The 18,704-nt window shown below is 42.9% G+C and carries 16 protein-coding genes; 7 read left to right on the top strand and 9 right to left on the bottom strand.

Going from position 1 to position 18,704, the window contains the following annotated elements; translation table 11 throughout:
- Positions 1-161: 161 nt before the first annotated feature.
- The 5 genes from EDC44_RS00720 to EDC44_RS00700 form a co-directional block, all read right to left on the bottom strand.
- Positions 162-983 carry a D-hexose-6-phosphate mutarotase gene (locus EDC44_RS00720; protein WP_131974365.1) on the bottom strand — a complete coding sequence of 274 codons (822 nt, stop codon included), beginning with the start codon at positions 981-983 and terminating at the stop codon, positions 162-164.
- Positions 973-2,112 (bottom strand): anaerobic sulfatase maturase, encoded by a 1,140-nt coding sequence (locus EDC44_RS00715; RefSeq protein ID WP_131974363.1) that lies wholly within the window; start codon positions 2,110-2,112, stop codon positions 973-975. Before EDC44_RS00715 ends, EDC44_RS00720 begins: the two co-directional genes overlap by 11 nt.
- A 4-nt stretch (positions 2,113-2,116) precedes the next feature.
- Complete coding sequence (locus EDC44_RS00710; RefSeq protein WP_131974361.1) at positions 2,117-2,716, bottom strand: Crp/Fnr family transcriptional regulator; 600 nt, start codon at positions 2,714-2,716, stop codon at positions 2,117-2,119.
- Positions 2,717-2,828: 112 nt separating this feature from the next.
- The gene (locus EDC44_RS00705) at positions 2,829-4,274 is read right to left on the bottom strand and encodes a sulfatase family protein (protein WP_131974359.1); all 1,446 of its coding nucleotides are present in this window, start codon (positions 4,272-4,274) and stop codon (positions 2,829-2,831) included.
- Positions 4,271-5,953: a solute:sodium symporter family transporter gene (locus tag EDC44_RS00700; RefSeq protein WP_131974357.1), complete on the bottom strand. Its 1,683-nt coding sequence runs from the start codon at positions 5,951-5,953 to the stop codon at positions 4,271-4,273. The genes EDC44_RS00705 and EDC44_RS00700 overlap by 4 nt, the downstream gene beginning before the upstream one ends.
- Before the next feature lie 199 nt (positions 5,954-6,152).
- Between EDC44_RS00700 and EDC44_RS00695 the strand changes: the two genes are divergently transcribed.
- Both EDC44_RS00695 and EDC44_RS00690 read left to right on the top strand, forming a co-directional pair.
- Positions 6,153-6,956 carry a sulfite exporter TauE/SafE family protein gene (locus tag EDC44_RS00695; RefSeq protein WP_131974355.1) on the top strand — a complete coding sequence of 268 codons (804 nt, stop codon included), beginning with the start codon at positions 6,153-6,155 and terminating at the stop codon, positions 6,954-6,956.
- Positions 6,957-6,995: 39 nt separating this feature from the next.
- Complete coding sequence (locus EDC44_RS00690; protein WP_481219192.1) at positions 6,996-7,178, top strand: transposase; 183 nt, start codon at positions 6,996-6,998, stop codon at positions 7,176-7,178.
- A 2-nt stretch (positions 7,179-7,180) separates the two neighbouring features.
- Here EDC44_RS00690 and EDC44_RS00685 read toward each other — a convergent pair whose 3' ends face one another.
- From EDC44_RS00685 to EDC44_RS00670, 4 genes are all read right to left on the bottom strand, one after another.
- Positions 7,181-7,573: a hypothetical protein gene (locus EDC44_RS00685; RefSeq protein WP_131974351.1), complete on the bottom strand. Its 393-nt coding sequence runs from the start codon at positions 7,571-7,573 to the stop codon at positions 7,181-7,183.
- A gap of 234 nt (positions 7,574-7,807) precedes the next feature.
- Positions 7,808-8,557 carry a class I SAM-dependent DNA methyltransferase gene (locus tag EDC44_RS00680; RefSeq protein WP_131974349.1) on the bottom strand — a complete coding sequence of 250 codons (750 nt, stop codon included), beginning with the start codon at positions 8,555-8,557 and terminating at the stop codon, positions 7,808-7,810.
- A gap of 15 nt (positions 8,558-8,572) precedes the next feature.
- On the bottom strand, positions 8,573-9,814 hold the full coding sequence (locus tag EDC44_RS00675; protein WP_131974347.1) for an aromatic amino acid transporter: 1,242 nt from the start codon (positions 9,812-9,814) through the stop codon (positions 8,573-8,575).
- 125 nt (positions 9,815-9,939) lie between these two features.
- On the bottom strand, positions 9,940-12,324 hold the full coding sequence (locus tag EDC44_RS00670; RefSeq protein ID WP_131974345.1) for a FepA family TonB-dependent siderophore receptor: 2,385 nt from the start codon (positions 12,322-12,324) through the stop codon (positions 9,940-9,942).
- A 227-nt stretch (positions 12,325-12,551) separates the two neighbouring features.
- On the opposite strand from EDC44_RS00670, the gene EDC44_RS00665 reads away from it, so the two are divergent.
- The 5 genes from EDC44_RS00665 (at position 12,552) to acnB (ending at position 18,686) form a co-directional block, all read left to right on the top strand.
- The gene (locus EDC44_RS00665; protein WP_131974343.1) at positions 12,552-12,977 is read left to right on the top strand and encodes a TOBE domain-containing protein; all 426 of its coding nucleotides are present in this window, start codon (positions 12,552-12,554) and stop codon (positions 12,975-12,977) included.
- A gap of 107 nt (positions 12,978-13,084) precedes the next feature.
- Positions 13,085-14,071: a FecCD family ABC transporter permease gene (locus EDC44_RS00660; protein WP_131974341.1), complete on the top strand. Its 987-nt coding sequence runs from the start codon at positions 13,085-13,087 to the stop codon at positions 14,069-14,071.
- A complete protein-coding gene (locus EDC44_RS00655; protein WP_131974339.1) occupies positions 14,071-14,868 on the top strand; it encodes an ABC transporter ATP-binding protein in 798 nt (265 codons plus the stop codon). Before EDC44_RS00660 ends, EDC44_RS00655 begins: the two co-directional genes overlap by 1 nt.
- Before the next feature lie 25 nt (positions 14,869-14,893).
- Positions 14,894-15,910 carry an ABC transporter substrate-binding protein gene (locus tag EDC44_RS00650; protein WP_131974337.1) on the top strand — a complete coding sequence of 339 codons (1,017 nt, stop codon included), beginning with the start codon at positions 14,894-14,896 and terminating at the stop codon, positions 15,908-15,910.
- A gap of 178 nt (positions 15,911-16,088) precedes the next feature.
- The gene (gene acnB / locus EDC44_RS00645) at positions 16,089-18,686 is read left to right on the top strand and encodes a bifunctional aconitate hydratase 2/2-methylisocitrate dehydratase (RefSeq protein ID WP_131974335.1); all 2,598 of its coding nucleotides are present in this window, start codon (positions 16,089-16,091) and stop codon (positions 18,684-18,686) included.
- Positions 18,687-18,704: the final 18 nt, after the last annotated feature.

Raw genomic sequence — 18,704 nt, 5'->3', positions numbered from 1 at the left:
TAGATTATAAAAGACAAATTAGACAATAAAACACCTCATTTTTCAACCGCACTTTTTTAGCTAATTTCGTCACCCAGTTTTTTTCTGAGCGACTCCTTTAAAAGTTGGACTAATTCCCAACCTATTATAAGGAGTATTTTTTAGAAAAACGCAATGAAACCTTACCTCCCAACCGAAATCTCCACTTCAAGCTGCTCCCCGAACCGCAACGGCTGGCTTAAACGGGCGGTTTCAAGGCAGACCATTGTTTGATAGGCGGTTTCGCTCATTGCACCGGTGGGTTTGTGCCACGGGTTCCAGAGTACTAATTCGCCGGCGTGATGATGTTCGAGGCGGATTTGGCGTTGGAATTGGCGGTCGATAATGTGGTTGGTTTGGCTGCCTAATGGGTCAATGCGGTAAATGCAATCGACATTTTCGCTAATGGTGCGGCGGCTCGGTACGCTTTCCTGCTGTCCGGTCAGGCTGTTAAAGCATTGGGTCGGCAGTGGTTCGATTGCCGTTTGAGCAATATCAGCAAGGTTAAAATAGCTATGCAGTGCCACCTGTGCCGCTTGCCGTCCGTAATGGGTAAAGGTAAGGCGGCATTTGTCGCTGAAGGTCATCGCCATTTTAGCTTCAATAATGCCCTGCTCGTCAAACAGGGCAAAAACCAACCGCACTTTTTCCGCTTCGATCCGATACTCGTCCAGTTGCCACAGGCGTAACCTTGCTGTGCCGTGAGCAGGCTGTTGGCTTGAGCCGAACCACGGATAACAAATCGGCACGCCGCCGCGAATTGCCGTGCCTAATTCAAACGGTTCGATTTCACTTAACCAAAACAGATCACGGCTTTCTCCTTTCGGCTGCCAGCTTAATAGTTGCGCGCCTTGCAGAGCGATTTTTGCCGTGCCAATGGAATGAACCAAATGTAGTACAGGGATTTCATTGTAATGATAAAGCTCAAGTTCAGGGGTGAGCGTGGTGATTTTTTTAATGTCCATTGGGTTTAACTCCTTGAATTTGTTGACACATTTGTTGCATATAAGGGGCGGTTTGGCGGAAAAAATAACGGTAAGATTGGCATAAGTAGTTATGTTTTTCCGTTTCATTTTCAAGAGGCACAAAGCGATGTTTCGGGCAGCCGCCGTAACATAACGGTTGAAATTCACATTGGCGGCATTGTGTGTCCAACGCCGCTTTTTGTTCGCCGAATTGCTGCTGTTGGGGCGATTGCACAATCTCCGCCAACGGTTGCTGATTTAAATTGCCCAGTCGGTAATCGGGGTACACATAATGATCGCAGGCATACACATCGCCGTTGGCTTCCACCACCAAAGATTTTCCGCAAACGGGCTGATAAATGCAGCTGCTTGACGGGTAGCCCAGCCATTGCCCGAGCAGGTTATCAAATTCCAGTACAAAAATCCGCCCCACATCTTCCTGATACCATTGTTGAAACACATCAAATAAAAATTGCCCGTAGCCGTTTTGCGGCACGGAAAAATCGGTTACGCGATTGCCGATCCGCTCCACAACCGGAATAAACTGCATAAAGGTTGAGCCTAGGGCTTTTAAGGCAAGGTAGGTTTCTTTGCCCTTTTGCCAGTTCTGTGCGTTTACCACCGTGAGCGTATTAAAATCCACCTGATATTGCTGCAATAACGCCATTGCCCGCACCGCTTTTTCAAAGGTCGGGTTGCCGCTGGCGGTAATGCGGTAGCGGTTATGCACCGCACTTAAGCCGTCAATGGATAAGCCGATTAGAAATTGATATTGCTTGAAAAATGCCGCCCATTGTGTGTTTAAGGCAATGCCGTTGGTTTGAAAAGCGTTGCTGATGAGTTTGCCCTTGGCAAATTCTTGCTGAAAATCGACCGCTCTTTTGAAGAAATCCAGCCCCAATAACGTCGGTTCGCCGCCCTGCCAGACAAATTCCACCCGATTGCCCGGCTGGGATTGAATGTAGTTTTTTATATAATTTTTCAGGGTGTCGGGCGACATAAAAGGCGTTTTTTCGCCGAAATAGTGGGATTTTTCCAGATAAAAACAGTATTCGCACTGAATATTGCAATGGAAGCTGCTTGGCTTTGCCATTAGGCGAAAATCGGGGCGGGGGGCAAAAAAGGACATTGGGCTATTTTCCCCGTTGCGGTTGGGGGAAGAGCTCGGTAAACAAGCCTTTTTGTTTCAGCTCTTTGCCGATGCGAATGGCGGTTTCCGTTTCGCAGCCGGCATATTCAGCGATTTCACGGTACGTCCAATTATAGTAGGGGAAGTGGGTGGTTAAAAAATAAAGGCTATCGATCACACGATCAAGGGTGCGTAAATAGGCACTTTTCGCCAACCGTTGCTCCGCTTCGCGTAATTCCTTCGCCAAGGTTTGCAATAAAAAGCGGCTTAATGCGTTGTTGTGCAGGAAAAATTGCTCGATATTATCCGGCTTGATTTGGGTTAAGTCGGCATCAATCAACACTTTCGCATTGCAATGATAGTGCTGATCGTCCTGCCCGAATAACGTGCGGAAGCCGAAATAATCCCCTTGGCAATAAAGCCGCACCAGACTTTCTTTGCCGTTATCCAAGGTGTGATACAGCCCGACCAGCCCGGCGTTGAGATAATAAAAAACGTGGGCGGTTTCCCCCTGATTATAAATTGACGTGCCTTTTTTCATTTGATGCAAATGATTAAGGCGGCAATGGGTTAGGTTGTTCGGTAAAAGGTAAGGGGCGGTCATAGTTAGTCCTGTTAATGAAAAGTGCGGTCGAAATTCAGAGTGTTTTCGATATTATGCAACAAATGCACAAAAAATAATATTTTGTGCATTTGTATTATATTGCGTATTTATCCTAAATCTCATTGATAATACGATATACCCAATTCTCCAGCGGATCATTTAATTTTTTCATTTCCTGCCGCATTTCTTCCAGCATTTCCTGTTTGATCGCCCGATAACGTTCGTCATAAAACAGATTGTGCATTTCCAGCGGATCTTGGCGGATGTCATAAAGTTCGCACAGATCGGTGGCGTTGAACACCAATTTATAATCCTTACGCCGCCACATTCGCTGCTCGAAATAGACGAAATGGCCGGCAAGCTGCCCTAATACGCCTTTGCGGTTATTTGCCCGATTTTCACGCACAATCGGCAATAGGCTTTCGCCTTCAAAGGCTTGTGGGATCGGCTGGTTGGCGATGTCATAGACCGTTGATGTTAAATCGTGCAGATAGACCAGATTGTCATCTTGTTTATTCACTCGGGTGGCTTGCGGATCTCGAACGATCAAAGGGATATTGTAGGTAGTGTCGAACATAAATTCGCCTTTTTCAATCATTCGATGCGCCCCCATTGCATCACCGTGATCGGCGGTGGCGACAATAAAGGTTTGTTCGTCAATGCCTTTTTCCGCCAGATAGTCCAGCAATTCGCCAATGGCATCATCAATTAAGCTGATGTAGCCCCAGAACTTCGTGATCACTTCCTTCCAGCGTGCTTCATCGGCTTCCCACATTCCCCACATTTTTGAAATGGTGCGGAAATGCCCCGGTTTGTTCTCAAGCGGTTTAAAAAAGCTCTCGTCTAGCACCACGTCTTCGGGGTTGTACATTGAATAATAAGGCTCAGGCACAATGCACGGGGTATGCGGCCCCCAGAAGTTGATCCAAGTGAAAAACGGTTTGCCTTCCGCTAGGGATTGATCGATATATTTTTTCGCTTCATCAATAATAAAATAAGGAATGGTTTGCTCTTTCGTGCCGGATAGCAGACCGCACAATTCCTGCACCCGTAAATGCAGATTGTCGCCAAAATAGGCACAGCTGACTTCGGGGATCTCGTAGCCTTTTTCAAGCAACCATTCGTGGTAACGGTTGGAATGGGTTGGTGGCTGGTTAAATACCAAATTTTTATACACGCCGCTGCCCGGATAGCCGTAGCCGTCAAAATTATGCCCTTTGATGTCATAATCTTCCGGTACGGATTTCGTGCCAACGTGCCATTTCCCAACTACATAACAGTTATAGCCGTCCAGTTTGGCGATATTCGGGGCTTGGCGGCTGATTTCGCCCGTGCCGCCTTTTTCGCCGTTTTTGATAATGCCGTGGGAAGACGGCATTAAACCGGTAAACAAGGACGTGCGTGCCGGCCCGCACACTGAAGCCGGCGTAAACGCATTATTGAAGCGGATGCCCTGCTCGGCAAGTCGATCCAGATTAGGTGTTTTGACGATGTTATGCCCGTATGTGCCGAGCATATCCTTGCGAACCTGATCCAACAAAATATACATTATATTCATTGTTTAGCCCCTTTTCTTGCCATTAATACCACCACCAACAGTTGCAACACGGCATAAATGCCTAAAATGAGCAGCGGCTGACCGCTTGCAGAAGCAAGCCCTAGCGGAGAAAGTAAGATATGCAATGCGATTAAGCCTAACACTAAGGATACCACGGTCATCGGGGCATAACGCCACGGGGTGAGATCCACGCCGTCTTTGTTCTCTTTGCTTTCTTGGTAAGGTTCACGTTTCAAGAATTGCCCTAGCACTAACATTACCACCACATCAAATACAAACAATGCCGCCATTACATACACGAAATTCACTTTAACATTAAATACCCAAACGATAGAGAAATAAAGCACAACGTGTAATAACAAGGCAATGCGGGCGGCAACGCCGGACACGGTTTTGTTAAACAAGCCCACGGCGAAAAGGGCGACAATCGGAATGTTCACAAAGCCGGCAAAGCGTTTGGTTAATAGGAAAATGCCGTCTGTGCCGAACATTAACAACGGCCCGATAATCATTGTTAGCACCGCCATTACTGCTGACACTTTTTTGGCGTGGCGGATCAATTCCTGCTCAGAGAAGGTTTTTTTGCTGATAGACGGCAATAAATCTTTGCAGTAAATGGTTGCCGCTGAATTTAAGAAGGAGTTAAAGGTACTTAAAATTGCCCCGAATAATGCGGCAATAAAGAAGCCCTGTAAAAAGGTTGGCAATACACGGTTTACCAAGGTCGGATATGATGCGTCCATTGGTTCTACGCCGTCGCCTAAAATATGGAAACTTAACAAGCCGGGTAAGTTTAAGATAATCGGCAAGGTTAATAGGAAAAGTGCTGCAATTAAAATCCCTTTTTGACCCGCTTGTAAATCTCTCGCCCCCAACGCACGTTGTACAATGGCTTGGTTGGTTGTCCAATAGAAGAAATTGACGATTAAAATACCGGTAAACATCGCCTGCCAAGGCACAGCGTCATCAGCTCCGCCAATGGCATTAAATTTTTCGATATGGTTATTGCCAATAATGCTTAACCCTTCGCTAAAGCTGCCGTTGCCGAGATAAATCAAGGCAAAAATCGGCACGAGCAACGCCCCGATGACCAAAATCACGGCGTTGATCGTATCGGATACCGCCACCGCTTTTAAGCCGCCGAATACCGCATACGCTGCCCCGACAATGCCGATTGCCACTACCGTATAAACAATGGATTCGGCATAGGTTAGCCCAAACACGGTTTCCAGATTGAAAATCTTATTGAAGGCGATTGCACCGGTATAAAGTGCGGTCGGAATCACGATAAAAAGATAGAACACTAAAAACAGTGCCGACATTATCAGCCGTGTTTGGCGGTCAAAGCGGTTTTCAAAAAATTCCGGAATGGTGGTGTAGCCGTTTTTAATGTATTTCGGCAACAGATAAAGAGCCAAAAAACACAACGGAATGACCGATTGTACCGTCCACGCAATGATCGAAAAATTGCCCTTATAAGAGACGGCGTTCACGCCGATAAGCTGCTCCGTGGATAACGAAGTCAGCACCATTGAACAACCGATGACCAAGCCGCTCAAGCCCCGACCGGCTAAGAAATACCCCTTGGATGTGCTTAAATCATCATCTTTGGTTTTCTGCCACGAAATAAACCCTACAATGCCCGTTACGAGCAAAAAACTGACGATAGTCATCAACATTTTGTTCTCCTCGCTTGAAATGAATACGGCTTTAGCATAATGCAACGAAAAATAAACAATTATGACCATTATCATAAATGCAATGTGATCAAGATCACAAAATTGACATTATTTTTCAGCCAATATGAGCAGGATCATAAACCCAATGCCGAGCAGCCACCGATAATGTGCAAAACGAAGAGTAAAAAGAGAGTAAACAATGAACCTTTCGCTAATTTTGATTTTAATTTTGTGTGGCGTAATGACCAATATAATGTCCGCTGTGTTCGGCATTGGTGGCGGCGTGTTAATGGTGCCGCTGCTCTACACCCTATTCCCCGATTTCCCTTTGCCAATGGTTGCCGCCACCTCCCTGACGATTGTGATCGGCTCGGCATTGATTAACCTTGTCTATTTTTACAAACAGCATATTCCGATCAATTTCAAATCGGTATTGTGCTGGTCAATCGCAATGATCATCGGCGTGCAAATCGGCTTTGAAAGCAGCTTTTATGTGCCGGATCTCGCCATTATCAGCCTTTTTATCGGCACATTAAGCCTGTTGGCATTCAAAACTCTGTCTCGCTCCCAAGCCGCCAAGCCCCATTCGGCAAACGGCAATGACCTGATAAAAGGAATGGGACTATGCCTGCTCGGCGGCTCGATTGCGGGAATGACCGGCATTGGCGGCGGCTCGATTATGGCACCGCTTATCAGCCAATTAAACAGCGTTCAACCCCGCCAAATCGCCCCTTACACCAACACAATGATGATCCTAGGCGGCACAGGCAGTCTCTACGGCTATCTCGCCAAAACCCCGCCCTTTTATTTGCCAAACAGCTGGCAAATCGGCTATGTAAATTTCGCCATTGTCGCCATTGTGGTATTTAGTGCAATGATCACTGGCTTTTTCTCAATGAAACTCCGCCGTTGCTTGCCACCGGCTCTTACGCAGAAATTACTCGGCGGAATCTTGCTTTTTATCGCCGTTTATACCTTGGGGGTTTATTGGGTGAGGGGGTGATTGTGGCTATGTAATTCCTCGCTAAAATAACACAACTCCATAATAGAATATTTCAACAAAACCAAGAGAAAACGAATGAGTGAATCTCAAACCATTGCGGTACTGAAAGAAGCGAAAGCAGGTATGATGGTTAAAGATGTTTGCCGTAAATATGGCATATCTAGTGCGACATATTACAAATTCCAAAAAAAGCGGTCAAAATTAACCGCACTTTTTATTTAACTTTAATCTTGGTTCTGCTGTGTTAATGCTTTTTCTTTTTTTGAATGATAAAAATAAAGATATAATAAACCTATAGGTGCAATAAAAATACTAAAATAGAAACATATCAGCATTATTATAAATTTTACGATTAACATTAAAATAGCGTTTATCATAAAGACATTATTCCCCATAATATATTCCACAATGGATTCATAAACGAAACGGGAATAAGGGTAAAGCAGCAAGGAAATCAATCCAAAAATGGCAGTGGTAATAGAGCCTTGTATATTGCCACTATTCCACATCTCACGGCTGAAAAAAAGTATCAAAGCATAGAAAAGTAGCCCGAATAAAAATTGCCTTACATAGTAACTTTTTGATAATCCACCAAATGTTTTAGCGAGAATGCTCATTGTTTTTCTCCTCAGTATGTTAAGTAAAATAAGCTACCCCATTAGAAGAGAGAAAACATTCTATGTCAAGCTATTCTTAACACAAAATGAAAATTTTTTGTTAATTTTAAAGCAAATCAACCATTTGTATTTTTACAATATGCTCAACTCCGTAACATCCGGACAAATAATTTAACTTAAATATTACTGGCATAGGATCTCAAAAAAACAATTTTGTCTACTATGAAATAACATTTAAACCAATCTCGCCTTCACAAACAACAACACCGGCCGATGTTGCAGATCTTTAAATTCGGTGTGCCATTGCGGTTGTTCCGCCAGCATCGGCTCTTCCAATTGTTCAATTTGAAAGCCCGCTTGAATCAAGTTATTCACAATCGTGGAAACCGTTCGGTGATAGGTTTTAAAAGGTTGTTTAAACCAATTTCGATCCCGTTCTCCTTCGTCACGATAGAAATTTAAACGGTAGGCAGTCTGCTGTTTGTTTTCATCTTTTTCCCAACGATCACCGTTTTTGTGGGCGGTGGTAATGGGGTGCTCTTGCGAAAAAATCAATGTGCCGTTGGATTTTAACTTAGCTTTGATATCCTGCAGTAACTGCGGAAAATCTTGTACATAATGAAAGGCAAAGGAACTGGTGATCACATCAAAATTCTGTTCCGGCAATGCCGATAAATTTTCCATTGCCAGTTGATACAGTACAAAGTGCGGTGGTTTTTTGGAAAATTTTTCTAAATTTGACCGCACTTTATTAAGCATGGTTTGTGATAAATCCACGCCTACCACAAATTTTGCGCCGCGTGCTAAATATAAAGCCAAATGCTCACCCGTGCCGCAACCTAAATCCAACAATTTTTTATCTTGCAGATCGGGCAGTAAGCCCAACATTGTGGGCTTTTCGACAATTTCATTTAAGCTAATGGGATTTTGTCTGAGCTTTTGATAAAGCTCGAAAAATCCTTCCTTATCATAAACACTTTGCATACTTTTTGTTTTATATCAACCTTTAAACACCGGCGACCAGCCGAATTGCATTGCAAGTTGCGCTGCAATATTTAACACGCCGAACAAAATCACAAAATACACCATAGCATTGCCGCCATAGACTGTGTAACTGCGTTCCGGAAATTTTTCACGGCAGGCTTTGGCTAATAATGCCGGAACGATAGCCGCCCAAACCGTTGCCGCCAATCCCGCATAACCGATAGCGATCACAAACCCATAAGGGAATAACAAACTCAATACCAACGGCGGTAAGAAAGTTAATAATGCAGTTTTGGTGCGACCGCCGGTGCTGTCGTCAAATTTGAATAAATCCGCAATATAGTCAAATAATCCCAAAGTCACACCAAGGAAAGAGGTTGCAATGGCAAAATACGCAAAGAAACGCAAGACGGTTGCAATATAATCCGTTTGAATATATTTGCTCAGTGCATCAAGCAATGCCGCCACATCACCGCCTTTAGCGATTACCGGAGCAAATTCACTGCGAGGCAAATTGCCTTGAATCGCCAGCTGCCATAACACATAAATCATCAAAGCAATAGTCGTGCCGATAAACACCGCTTTCATCACTTGTTTACCGTTGCGGTTATAATATTTCACCAAACTAGGCACATTTTGATGAAAGCCGAAAGACACCAAACATACCGGCAACGCTACCAACACATAAGACCAATATTGTGGTTCTGATTTTACCATTTCATCAAATAACACTTCCGGCTTCACGGACGACACCAATCCTACAACGGAAAGCACAAAAGCAATCACCATACCGATAATTAGTACCGTACTGAAGCGATCCACCGCTTTAGTGGAAATCCACACAACCGCCGCCAGTACAATACAGAAAATCAACGAACCGGCACTTCGCCCGATTTCAACCGTAAATAATTGATTAATAAATCCTTCTGTAATTCCGCCGCCGGATGTAACATAAGCATAAGTCAGAATATACAACACAAAAGCCAGCGATAAGCCGTTTAACACATTCCAGCCTTTGCCAAGCAAGTCTTTCACAATGGTATCGAAACTCGCTCCGGTAGGATAATGCAGGTTCGCTTCCAGCACCATTAAGCCTGATGTAGTCATACAAAACCAGGTATAAATTAAAATAATCAATGAACCCAAAAACCAAACACCGGCAGTAGAAGTCGGGTTCGCCAACATTCCCGCACCAATAGTGCCACCCGCAATAATCATTGCACCGCCCAATAAAGAAGGTGATTTATTTTTATTCATAATATTTACCTTATAAGAAATGATTTGCACTATTATAATAGTGCAAGAGAAATAAAGTAAAGAAACAAAAACAAAGTGCGGTAAAATTTTTGAAAATTCCACCGCACTTAGAATAGGTTACTGAATTAAAAGCTGTATTTTAAATTCATATAATAAGCTCGACCGCGTTGATTATAGGTGCGAGCAGTAGTCGCATTGCGATAGATGCGTTTATCCAAAATATTGCTGATGCCTACTCGTAATCTGAAATTATTGCTAAATTTATAGCCGACATTTGCCCCCCACACGCCATAGCTACCCAACTGATATTGTTTTACAAGACTTTTACCTGTGGTATGAATCACCTGCATAAAGTTTTCCGGATTATTCACTGTTTTTTGTCTACCGTAGCGGGTGTAAGTGGTACTTATATCCCAAAGGTCATTAATTTGCCAATTCAAAGCACTATTAATTGTATATTTCGGCACAATAGAAATTGGGTTTCCGGTATCTTTATTAATATTTTTGATTATATAAGTAAAGTTGGTGCTGAATGTCACGGCATCATCGAAAAACGGCAAGGTCAAATTACTTTCAACACCTTCAATTAACGCACGTTTTGCATTCCCCCAACGATACACATTAGTACCTGTATAGTGACGATATACAGCGACATTGTCTTCGGTATTTTCCATACGGATTTCACGGTTATAATTTGCATCAACTGTCGCCATAAATTCACCGTTAGAAATGATTTTATTGCGATAGTCATTGTGGAAATAAGCCAATGAGTATAAGATTCCACCATCACTATATTCAAATCCGATTTCTTTATTCCAGCTGGTTTCCGGTTTAATATTTTCATTGCCTAGAAAATAACAAGCACGCCCCCAATCAAAACCACCGGCATTACTATTAGTGTATGGATCACTATTAGTTCCTGTTCCGCCTGTTGCATTCAACGCATTTACATTTGTCCAAATATTTGCACTATCAATCGGACAACCATTACTGGCATTCACCAATAAATAGTTTGGTGATGACTGATATAGATTAGGTGCTTTATAAGCTCGAGCGACTCCGCCTTTGATTTTCCAATGTTCGGTTACTTGATGAGAAAAGTTTAATGACGGACTCCAGTTTGAGCCTGAATTAGTGCTGTAATCAAAACGAATACCCGGTGTAACAATTGTTTTGTTATCGGATAATAAAATATTATCTTCTAAAAATACAGCATACTCATTTTGCGATACTTTACCGCTACGACGGCTATTAGCAAGCCAAGGGATTACACCATATGTAGACATTATTTGTACCATTGATGCCGCATCATCTAGTTCTGAACGTGAAGCTTCTACACCAAATGTTGCCGTATGCACTGTGCTTCTAATAGTGAATGGAATATAAAGTTCATTGCTAAAACGATAATTACGTAACAAACTCACCGATTTATTTAAACCGTTATACGCACCTTCAGTGCTCCCCAGCAAACCTTCCGGATAGCGATAGTTGCGGGTTTGCTCGAAAGTAAAATAAGTGCGGTTATCAAATGTTTTCCACTTCCCTTCGTGTGTTAAACTGTAACTCTGTCGATATAGCGTTGATGTTTCTGCTTGCTGTAATGCCAGATTATGACTTACCGCTTGTGCACCGGATACAAATACAGAACTGTTTTGCGTATCACCGTTATAAATATTTCCTTGACGACTGTATGATGCATCCAAGATCAACTTCTGATTCGATGTAATATTCCAAACTAATTGACCGGCAATATCTTTGTTCCTTATCCCTTCACGTCCGGCATATAAAGTATTGACTCTTGTTGCCGCACTATTCGTTTGAGCCACTTCGCGAGAATTGATATCCATATTATCAGCATCAGTCTTAGCAATATTTCCATATAACCGGAATCCTAATACATCTTTTATTAATGGACCGCTAAAATTAAAACCTAATCGGTTAGTATAACCTTCTTTATCATTTTCTGGTTGTTCGGTAAACATATCAATACTGCTATGATATTCAGATGTTGGCGATTTAGTTTTGATATTTACCACACCGCCCATTGCACCAGAGCCATAACGAGCTGCTGCCGGTCCGCGAATTACTTCAATAGATTCAATAGCCTCTGCCGGTACCCAGTTAGTGTCACCACGGGTATTACGTGTACCATTGCGTCCATAACGTTCTGAATTGCGGGACTTTACCGGTTTACCATCGATTAAGATCAATGTATTTTCAGGCCCCATTGCACGAATATCCACTTGTCGTTTATTACCGCGTGCACCACCCGGTGCATTCGTACTTAGTGTCACGCCCGGTTGTTTGGCTATAATTTCAGACACATCATTTTCAATAGGATTTTGTTCCAATTCTTTTTTACTAATAATCGACACGCCCAAGGATTGTTTCACTTGTTCTTCAACCGTGACAGTGATTTCATCCAATTGCTCACTTTCTGCCGCAGAAGCTGCCCCTGAAACAAAAATCAATGCAATGGTGATTAAATTAAGTTTAGGAAATTTTTTCATAATTGAGTCCTTAATATAAGAGTTAAAAAGTAAAAATTCAGATAAAAAAATGGTTAGCTTGAATCGGGGGAAACGCTAACCATAAAGATGGTACAAATGTGAGTTGTTATAATGGCTCTCATTATATATATTTATAGATAACGATCAATAATTAACTTTAGGTATATTTGATTTATGCAAATATGCTAGAATAATGACCAATTTTTCATCTTAACAAGGATATCATTATGACAATCAGTGCAAGAAATCAATTAGCCGCAACCGTAACATCTATTACGCCCGGTGCAGTAAATGACTTAATTAACATTCAGTTAGCTACTGGCGAACCATTGGCTGTAGTGATTACTACCGGCAGTACACAGGTATTAGGATTAACGGAAGGTAAAAATGTTGTAGCTATTTTTAAAGCACCTTCAGTGATTCTCTCTACCGACAACAGCCTATTACTTTCTGCCCGTAATCAGCTGGCGGCAAAAGTTGTTGAAATTAAAGAAGGTGTGGTAAACGCCGAAGTCACAGTAAAAACCAACGGCGGTGCGGAAATCGTGGCAATTATCACAGAAACCAGTTTGAAAAAGCTTGGTATTTCAGTAGGTTATGATGTAAATGTGATTATTAAAGCATCACAAGTGATCCTAGGTGTAAAAAAATAATCGTCGAAAGATAAGCAAAAGTGCGGTACGAATATACCGTACTTTTTTATCACATTCATTATATAAAAATTTATATATAAAATAACTTATATTAGGATCTATTGATAATGCAAAAATACCGTGCTGTGATGTGTGCTCTGCTTATTTTGCTGGTACTGATGTCGCTGATCGCTTTATCTGTCGGACGGTTTTATATTCCGCTGCCGGATGTTTTGCACAGTTTGCTACAACAAAATGATAACAGTGTGCACACTAATATTATTTTTAACTTACGACTTCCTCGCATTTTAGCGGCAATACTCGTGGGATCGGCTTTAGCGGTGGCCGGTGTCACCTATCAAGGTATTTTCCGCAATCCGTTGGTATCGCCGGATCTGCTTGGAGTGTCTAGCGGTGCCTGTATCGGCGCTGCCATCGCCATTTTGCTCGGTATTGGTATGTTCGGTATTCAGTTTTTTGCGTTTATCGGTGGTATTATTGCGGTATCAATGACACTCGCTCTGCCCAAATTATTAAAACGGGATACCACTATTATTCTGGTCTTGGCAGGTATTGTGGTATCCGGCTTTATGGGAGCCTGTTTGGGATTGATTAAATATCTCGCTGATCCGGAAACTCAACTGGCGGATATTGTATATTGGCAAATGGGCAGCCTGACCAAAGCGGAATATCATAATCTGTTGCTGCTTGCCCCTATTATTTTTCTTACCATTGCAATGCTTTTTGCAATGCGTTGGCGGATCAATGTACTGTCACTGGGTGATCGAGAAGCTCAAATGATCGGTGCCAATATTCGCGTAGAACGCACCATTATGGTTATCGCTGCCACGTTACTGACCGCTTCAGCAGTCTGCTTAAGCGGCACTATCGGTTGGCTTGGATTAATTATCCCCCATTTAGCCCGCTTATTAATCGGTGATAACAATCTAAAAACCTTGCCGCTTGCCGCATTAATCGGGGCAATTTTTTTACTATTTATTGATACCCTGGCACGCAATCTTTACGTGCAAGAAATTCCGCTTGGTATTCTCACCGGTTTTCTCGGTGCACCGTTTTTTGCCTGGGTTTTGGTAAAACAAAAGGTGAGTGACTAATGCTGACAATTAAAAATCTTTACTTTAGTCATCAAGATAAATTGGTGTTGAACGGCATTGATTTAGCATTAAACCGTGGCGAACTACTCACTATTCTCGGTGCCAACGGTGCAGGAAAATCAACCTTGCTTAACTGCATTGCCGGTTTATTGAAACCGCAATTTAAAGATGATATCGGTGGTATTTGGTTAAATAATGAAAATCTCACCGCACTTTCCAACCGCCAAATCGCCCGTAAAATTGCTTATGTATCGCAATCTGCACCACAAACGTATTTATATACCGTGCAGGATTATGTGGCATTAGGAAGAGCACCGCATTTAAGCCGGTTTGCCAGCCCGAGTGAAAAAGATTACGCCTTAGTGGATCAAGCCTTAGACACCTTAGATATCCGCCATTTGGCAGATAAAATCTATATGAATATGAGCGGTGGTGAAAAACAGTTGGTGAATATTGCTAAGATTTTAGTGCAACAGCCGCAACTGATTTTATTTGATGAACCCACTTCCGCCTTAGATTACGGCAATGTATTTAAAACAATCCGTTTAATCAAACAATTAGCAGAACAAAATTTTTCCATTATCACCACTACGCATAATCCGGATCACCCAATGCTCTTACACAGCAAATTACCGGATGCCAAAGTGGCAATTTTAAATGCGGCAGGTAAATTACAAGTGGGTAACACCCTGGACATTATCACCGAGCAGAATCTCACCGCTTTGTATCAAACAGATCTGAAATTAATCTATATCCCGGAATTGCAACGGCATATTTGTGCTATTTCGCATCTTTAATTATTTCCAACAGAAGGCAAATACAATGTTTAAATCCTTAACAAAATCATTATTTTTAACCGCACTTTTAGCCACAGCACCGCTCTCTCAAGCCCGTTTGGTACAAGATATCAAAAGCAATCAAATCGAATTACCGGATCAAGTGGAACGTGTAGCGGATTTATGGCACGCGAATAATCAAATCGTGCTATTGCTGGGTGGAGCCGATAAATTAGTGGGCACAACCGATGTGATCAAACGCAATAAATGGTTCAGCGAAGTCTATCCGCGTATTAATGAAGTACCGGCTCTCACAAACGGACAAGGCGTACAATTAGAAAGCCTATTGGAAGTTCAACCGCAAGCGGTATTAGTCTCCAACCAAGCCGCGAAGCAAGAAGTGGAAAGAGCAGGTTTAAAAGCAGTATTAGTGCAATTTCAGGATTTTGACGGACTCAAAAACACCGTGAAAATCACCGCTGACGTGTTGGGCGGTAATGCTCCAACCATAGCAGAAACCTATATAAAAGAATTAGACGGTAATATCCGATTTATTGCAGAACGGCTGAAAAACGTGAGCGAACAAGATAAACCGACGGTTCTGCACATTGCCAATGCAAATAACCTGTATAAAATCGACGGTGGTATGTCGATTGTGGGTGAATGGATCACTAAAGCCGGTGGCAAAAATGCCCTACCGAATCAGGCTAATCTGGTGGAAGTAAGTATGGAAGAAATTATCAACGCCAACCCCGATGTGATTATTATCGGCAGTTTTAACGCAATTCAAGGAATAAAAAAAATCAAAGCCGATCCTCTATGGAAAAGTTTAAATGCGGTGAAAAACAACCGGATTTTTGTCAATCCGCTCGGCACATTCCCTTGGGATCGTTACAGCGGCGAAGAAGCATTACAGCTTTTATGGGCTGCTAAATTATTTCATCCGGAAAAATTTGCCGATCTGAATATGGTTGAAAAAACACAAGATTTCTATAAACGTTACTATCAATATAATCTGACGAAAGAAAACGCAGAAAAAATACTGATGGGACTAGATCCATAGAACATCCGTAGAATAAAAGTGCGGTCGAATTTTCTGAAATTTTACTGCACTCGTTTTGAGCAACTCTCTACTACAAAAATTCAATAATTTCTCTTTTATTCCTCTTGTTCCCTAGCTATTAAAACGTTAATATGCAACTTCCCCTACAAAAACAAACACAGCAATAGGACACTCTAATATGGCAAACTTTCTACAACAATATCAGACTCATATTGATGAGCGTGCGGCACTGGGCATTGTGCCGAAACCTTTAGATGCGGTTCAAACCGCTCAATTAATCGAATTACTCAAAGATCCGCAACAAAATAATGCAGCTTATTTAATGGATCTGTTTGAAAACCGTATTCCTGCCGGGGTGGACGAAGCGGCATTAGTGAAAGCGGAATTTTTAGCAGCGGTGATAACAGGCGAACAACCATCACCGTTGATTACCCCGGAATATGCCGTGGAACTGCTTGGCACAATGCAGGGCGGTTACAATATTGCCCCGTTATTGACCGCACTTGATAACGAAAAATTAGCCCCGATCGCCACTAAAGCGCTATCGGCTACCCTATTGATTTTTGATAACTTTAAAGATGTAGCGGAACGGGCGAAAAAAGGCAATCAATATGCTCAACAAATTTTACAATCCTGGGCAAATGCGGATTGGTTCTTATCCCGTCCGAAATTATCCGAAAAATTAACCTTTACCGTATTTAAAGTCACCGGCGAAACCAACACTGACGATCTCTCACCGGCACAGGATGCTTGGTCTCGTCCGGATATTCCGCTGCATGCCTTAGCAATGTTAAAAAATGAGCGAGAAGGCATTGAACCGGATGATAACGGCAATATTGGCCCAATTAAACAAATCGAACGATTAAAACAAAAAGGGTTCCCGCTAACCTATGTGGGCGATGTGGTGGGAACCGGTTCATCTCGTAAATCGGCTACCAACTCCGTATTGTGGTTTATGGGCGATGATATTCCTTATATCCCGAACAAACGCGGCGGCGGTGTGGTGCTGGGCGGCAAAATTGCCCCGATTTTCTTTAACACCCTGGAAGATGCCGGTACGTTGCCTATCGAAGTGGATGTGAGTAATATCAATATGGGCGATGTGATCGATGTGTATCCGTATCAAGGCAAAATCTGTAAACACGATACTGATGAACTGTTAGCGGAATTTCAATTAAAAACGGATGTATTATTAGACGAAGTGCGTGCCGGTGGACGGATTCCGTTAATTATCGGACGCAGCTTAACGCAAAAAGCCCGTGCCGAACTAGGCTTGCCGGAAAGTAATGTATTCGTGAAACCGCAAAGTGCGGTACAAAATAACAAAGGTTTTACCTTGGCACAAAAAATAGTCGGTCGTACTTGTGGCGTTAAAGGTGTGCGGGCCGGCGAATATTGCGAACCGAAAATGACCACTGTGGGTTCGCAAGATACCACTGGCGGTATGACCCGCGATGAATTAAAAGATCTGGCTTGCTTAAACTTCTCGGCAGATTTGGTCATGCAGTCTTTCTGTCATACGGCAGCTTATCCAAAACCGGTAGATGTGACATTACAACAAACCCTACCTGAATTTATGATGAGTCGTGGCGGTGTGGCATTGCGTCCGGGCGACGGCGTGATCCACTCTTGGCTAAACCGTATGTTATTACCGGATACGGTAGGTACCGGCGGCGATTCACACACTCGTTTTCCGATCGGCATTTCATTTCCGGCAGGTTCCGGCTTAGTGGCATTCGGTGCGGCAACGGGTATTATTCCGTTGGATATGCCGGAATCCGTGTTAGTGCGTTTTTCAGGCGCTATGCAACCGGGCATTACCTTGCGCGACTTAGTGCACGCTATTCCGTATTACGCCATTCAGCAAGGCTTGCTCACGGTGGAGAAAAAAGGCAAGAAAAATATCTTCTCCGGTCGCATTCTCGAAATTGAAGGATTGGAAAATCTTTCCGTGGAACAAGCCTTTGAATTATCCGATGCCTCTGCAGAACGTTCGGCGGCAGCCTGTACTATTAAATTAGATAAAGCTCCGATTATTGAATATCTCAATTCCAATATCGCTTTATTAACCCATATGATCGCTCAAGGCTACGGCGATAAACAAACCTTGGAGCGTCGTATTCAGAGAATGCAAGAGTGGCTTGCAAATCCACAACTCTTACAAGCGGATCCGGATGCGGAATATGCTGCCGTAATCGAAATTAATCTTGATAAGATCAAAGAGCCGATTCTTTGTGCACCGAACGATCCTGACGATGCCCGCTTGCTTTCCGAAGTGCAAGGCGACAAAATCGACGAAGTGTTTATCGGTTCTTGCATGACGAATATCGGTCATTTCCGTGCCGCAGGTAAATTATTGGAACAATCCAACGGCAATGCCCCTACTCGTTTATGGATTGCACCGCCGACCAAAATGGATGCGGATGAATTACGTAAAGAAGGCTACTACAATATCTACGGCAGAAGCGGAGCAAGAATCGAATTGCCGGGCTGTTCACTGTGTATGGGCAACCAAGCCCGTGTAGCAAGCGGTTCTACCGTGGTTTCCACCTCCACCCGTAACTTCCCGAACCGTTTAGGACAAGGTGCAAATGTCTATTTGGCTTCTGCGGAACTGGCGGCGGTAGCATCTTTGCTCGGCAAATTGCCGACACCGGAAGAATATTTGGCTTATATTAATGATTTACAAAATGAGAAAGCGGAAATTTACCGTTATATGAATTTTGACAAGATGGCCGAATATACGAAAGAAGATGTATTAATCTTTAAATCCTAACTTAACTCACAAAGTGCG

Source organism: Cricetibacter osteomyelitidis (assembly GCF_004340985.1).
GTDB lineage: Bacteria > Pseudomonadota > Gammaproteobacteria > Enterobacterales > Pasteurellaceae > Cricetibacter > Cricetibacter osteomyelitidis.
This window is presented reverse-complemented; position numbering and strand designations above follow the sequence as displayed.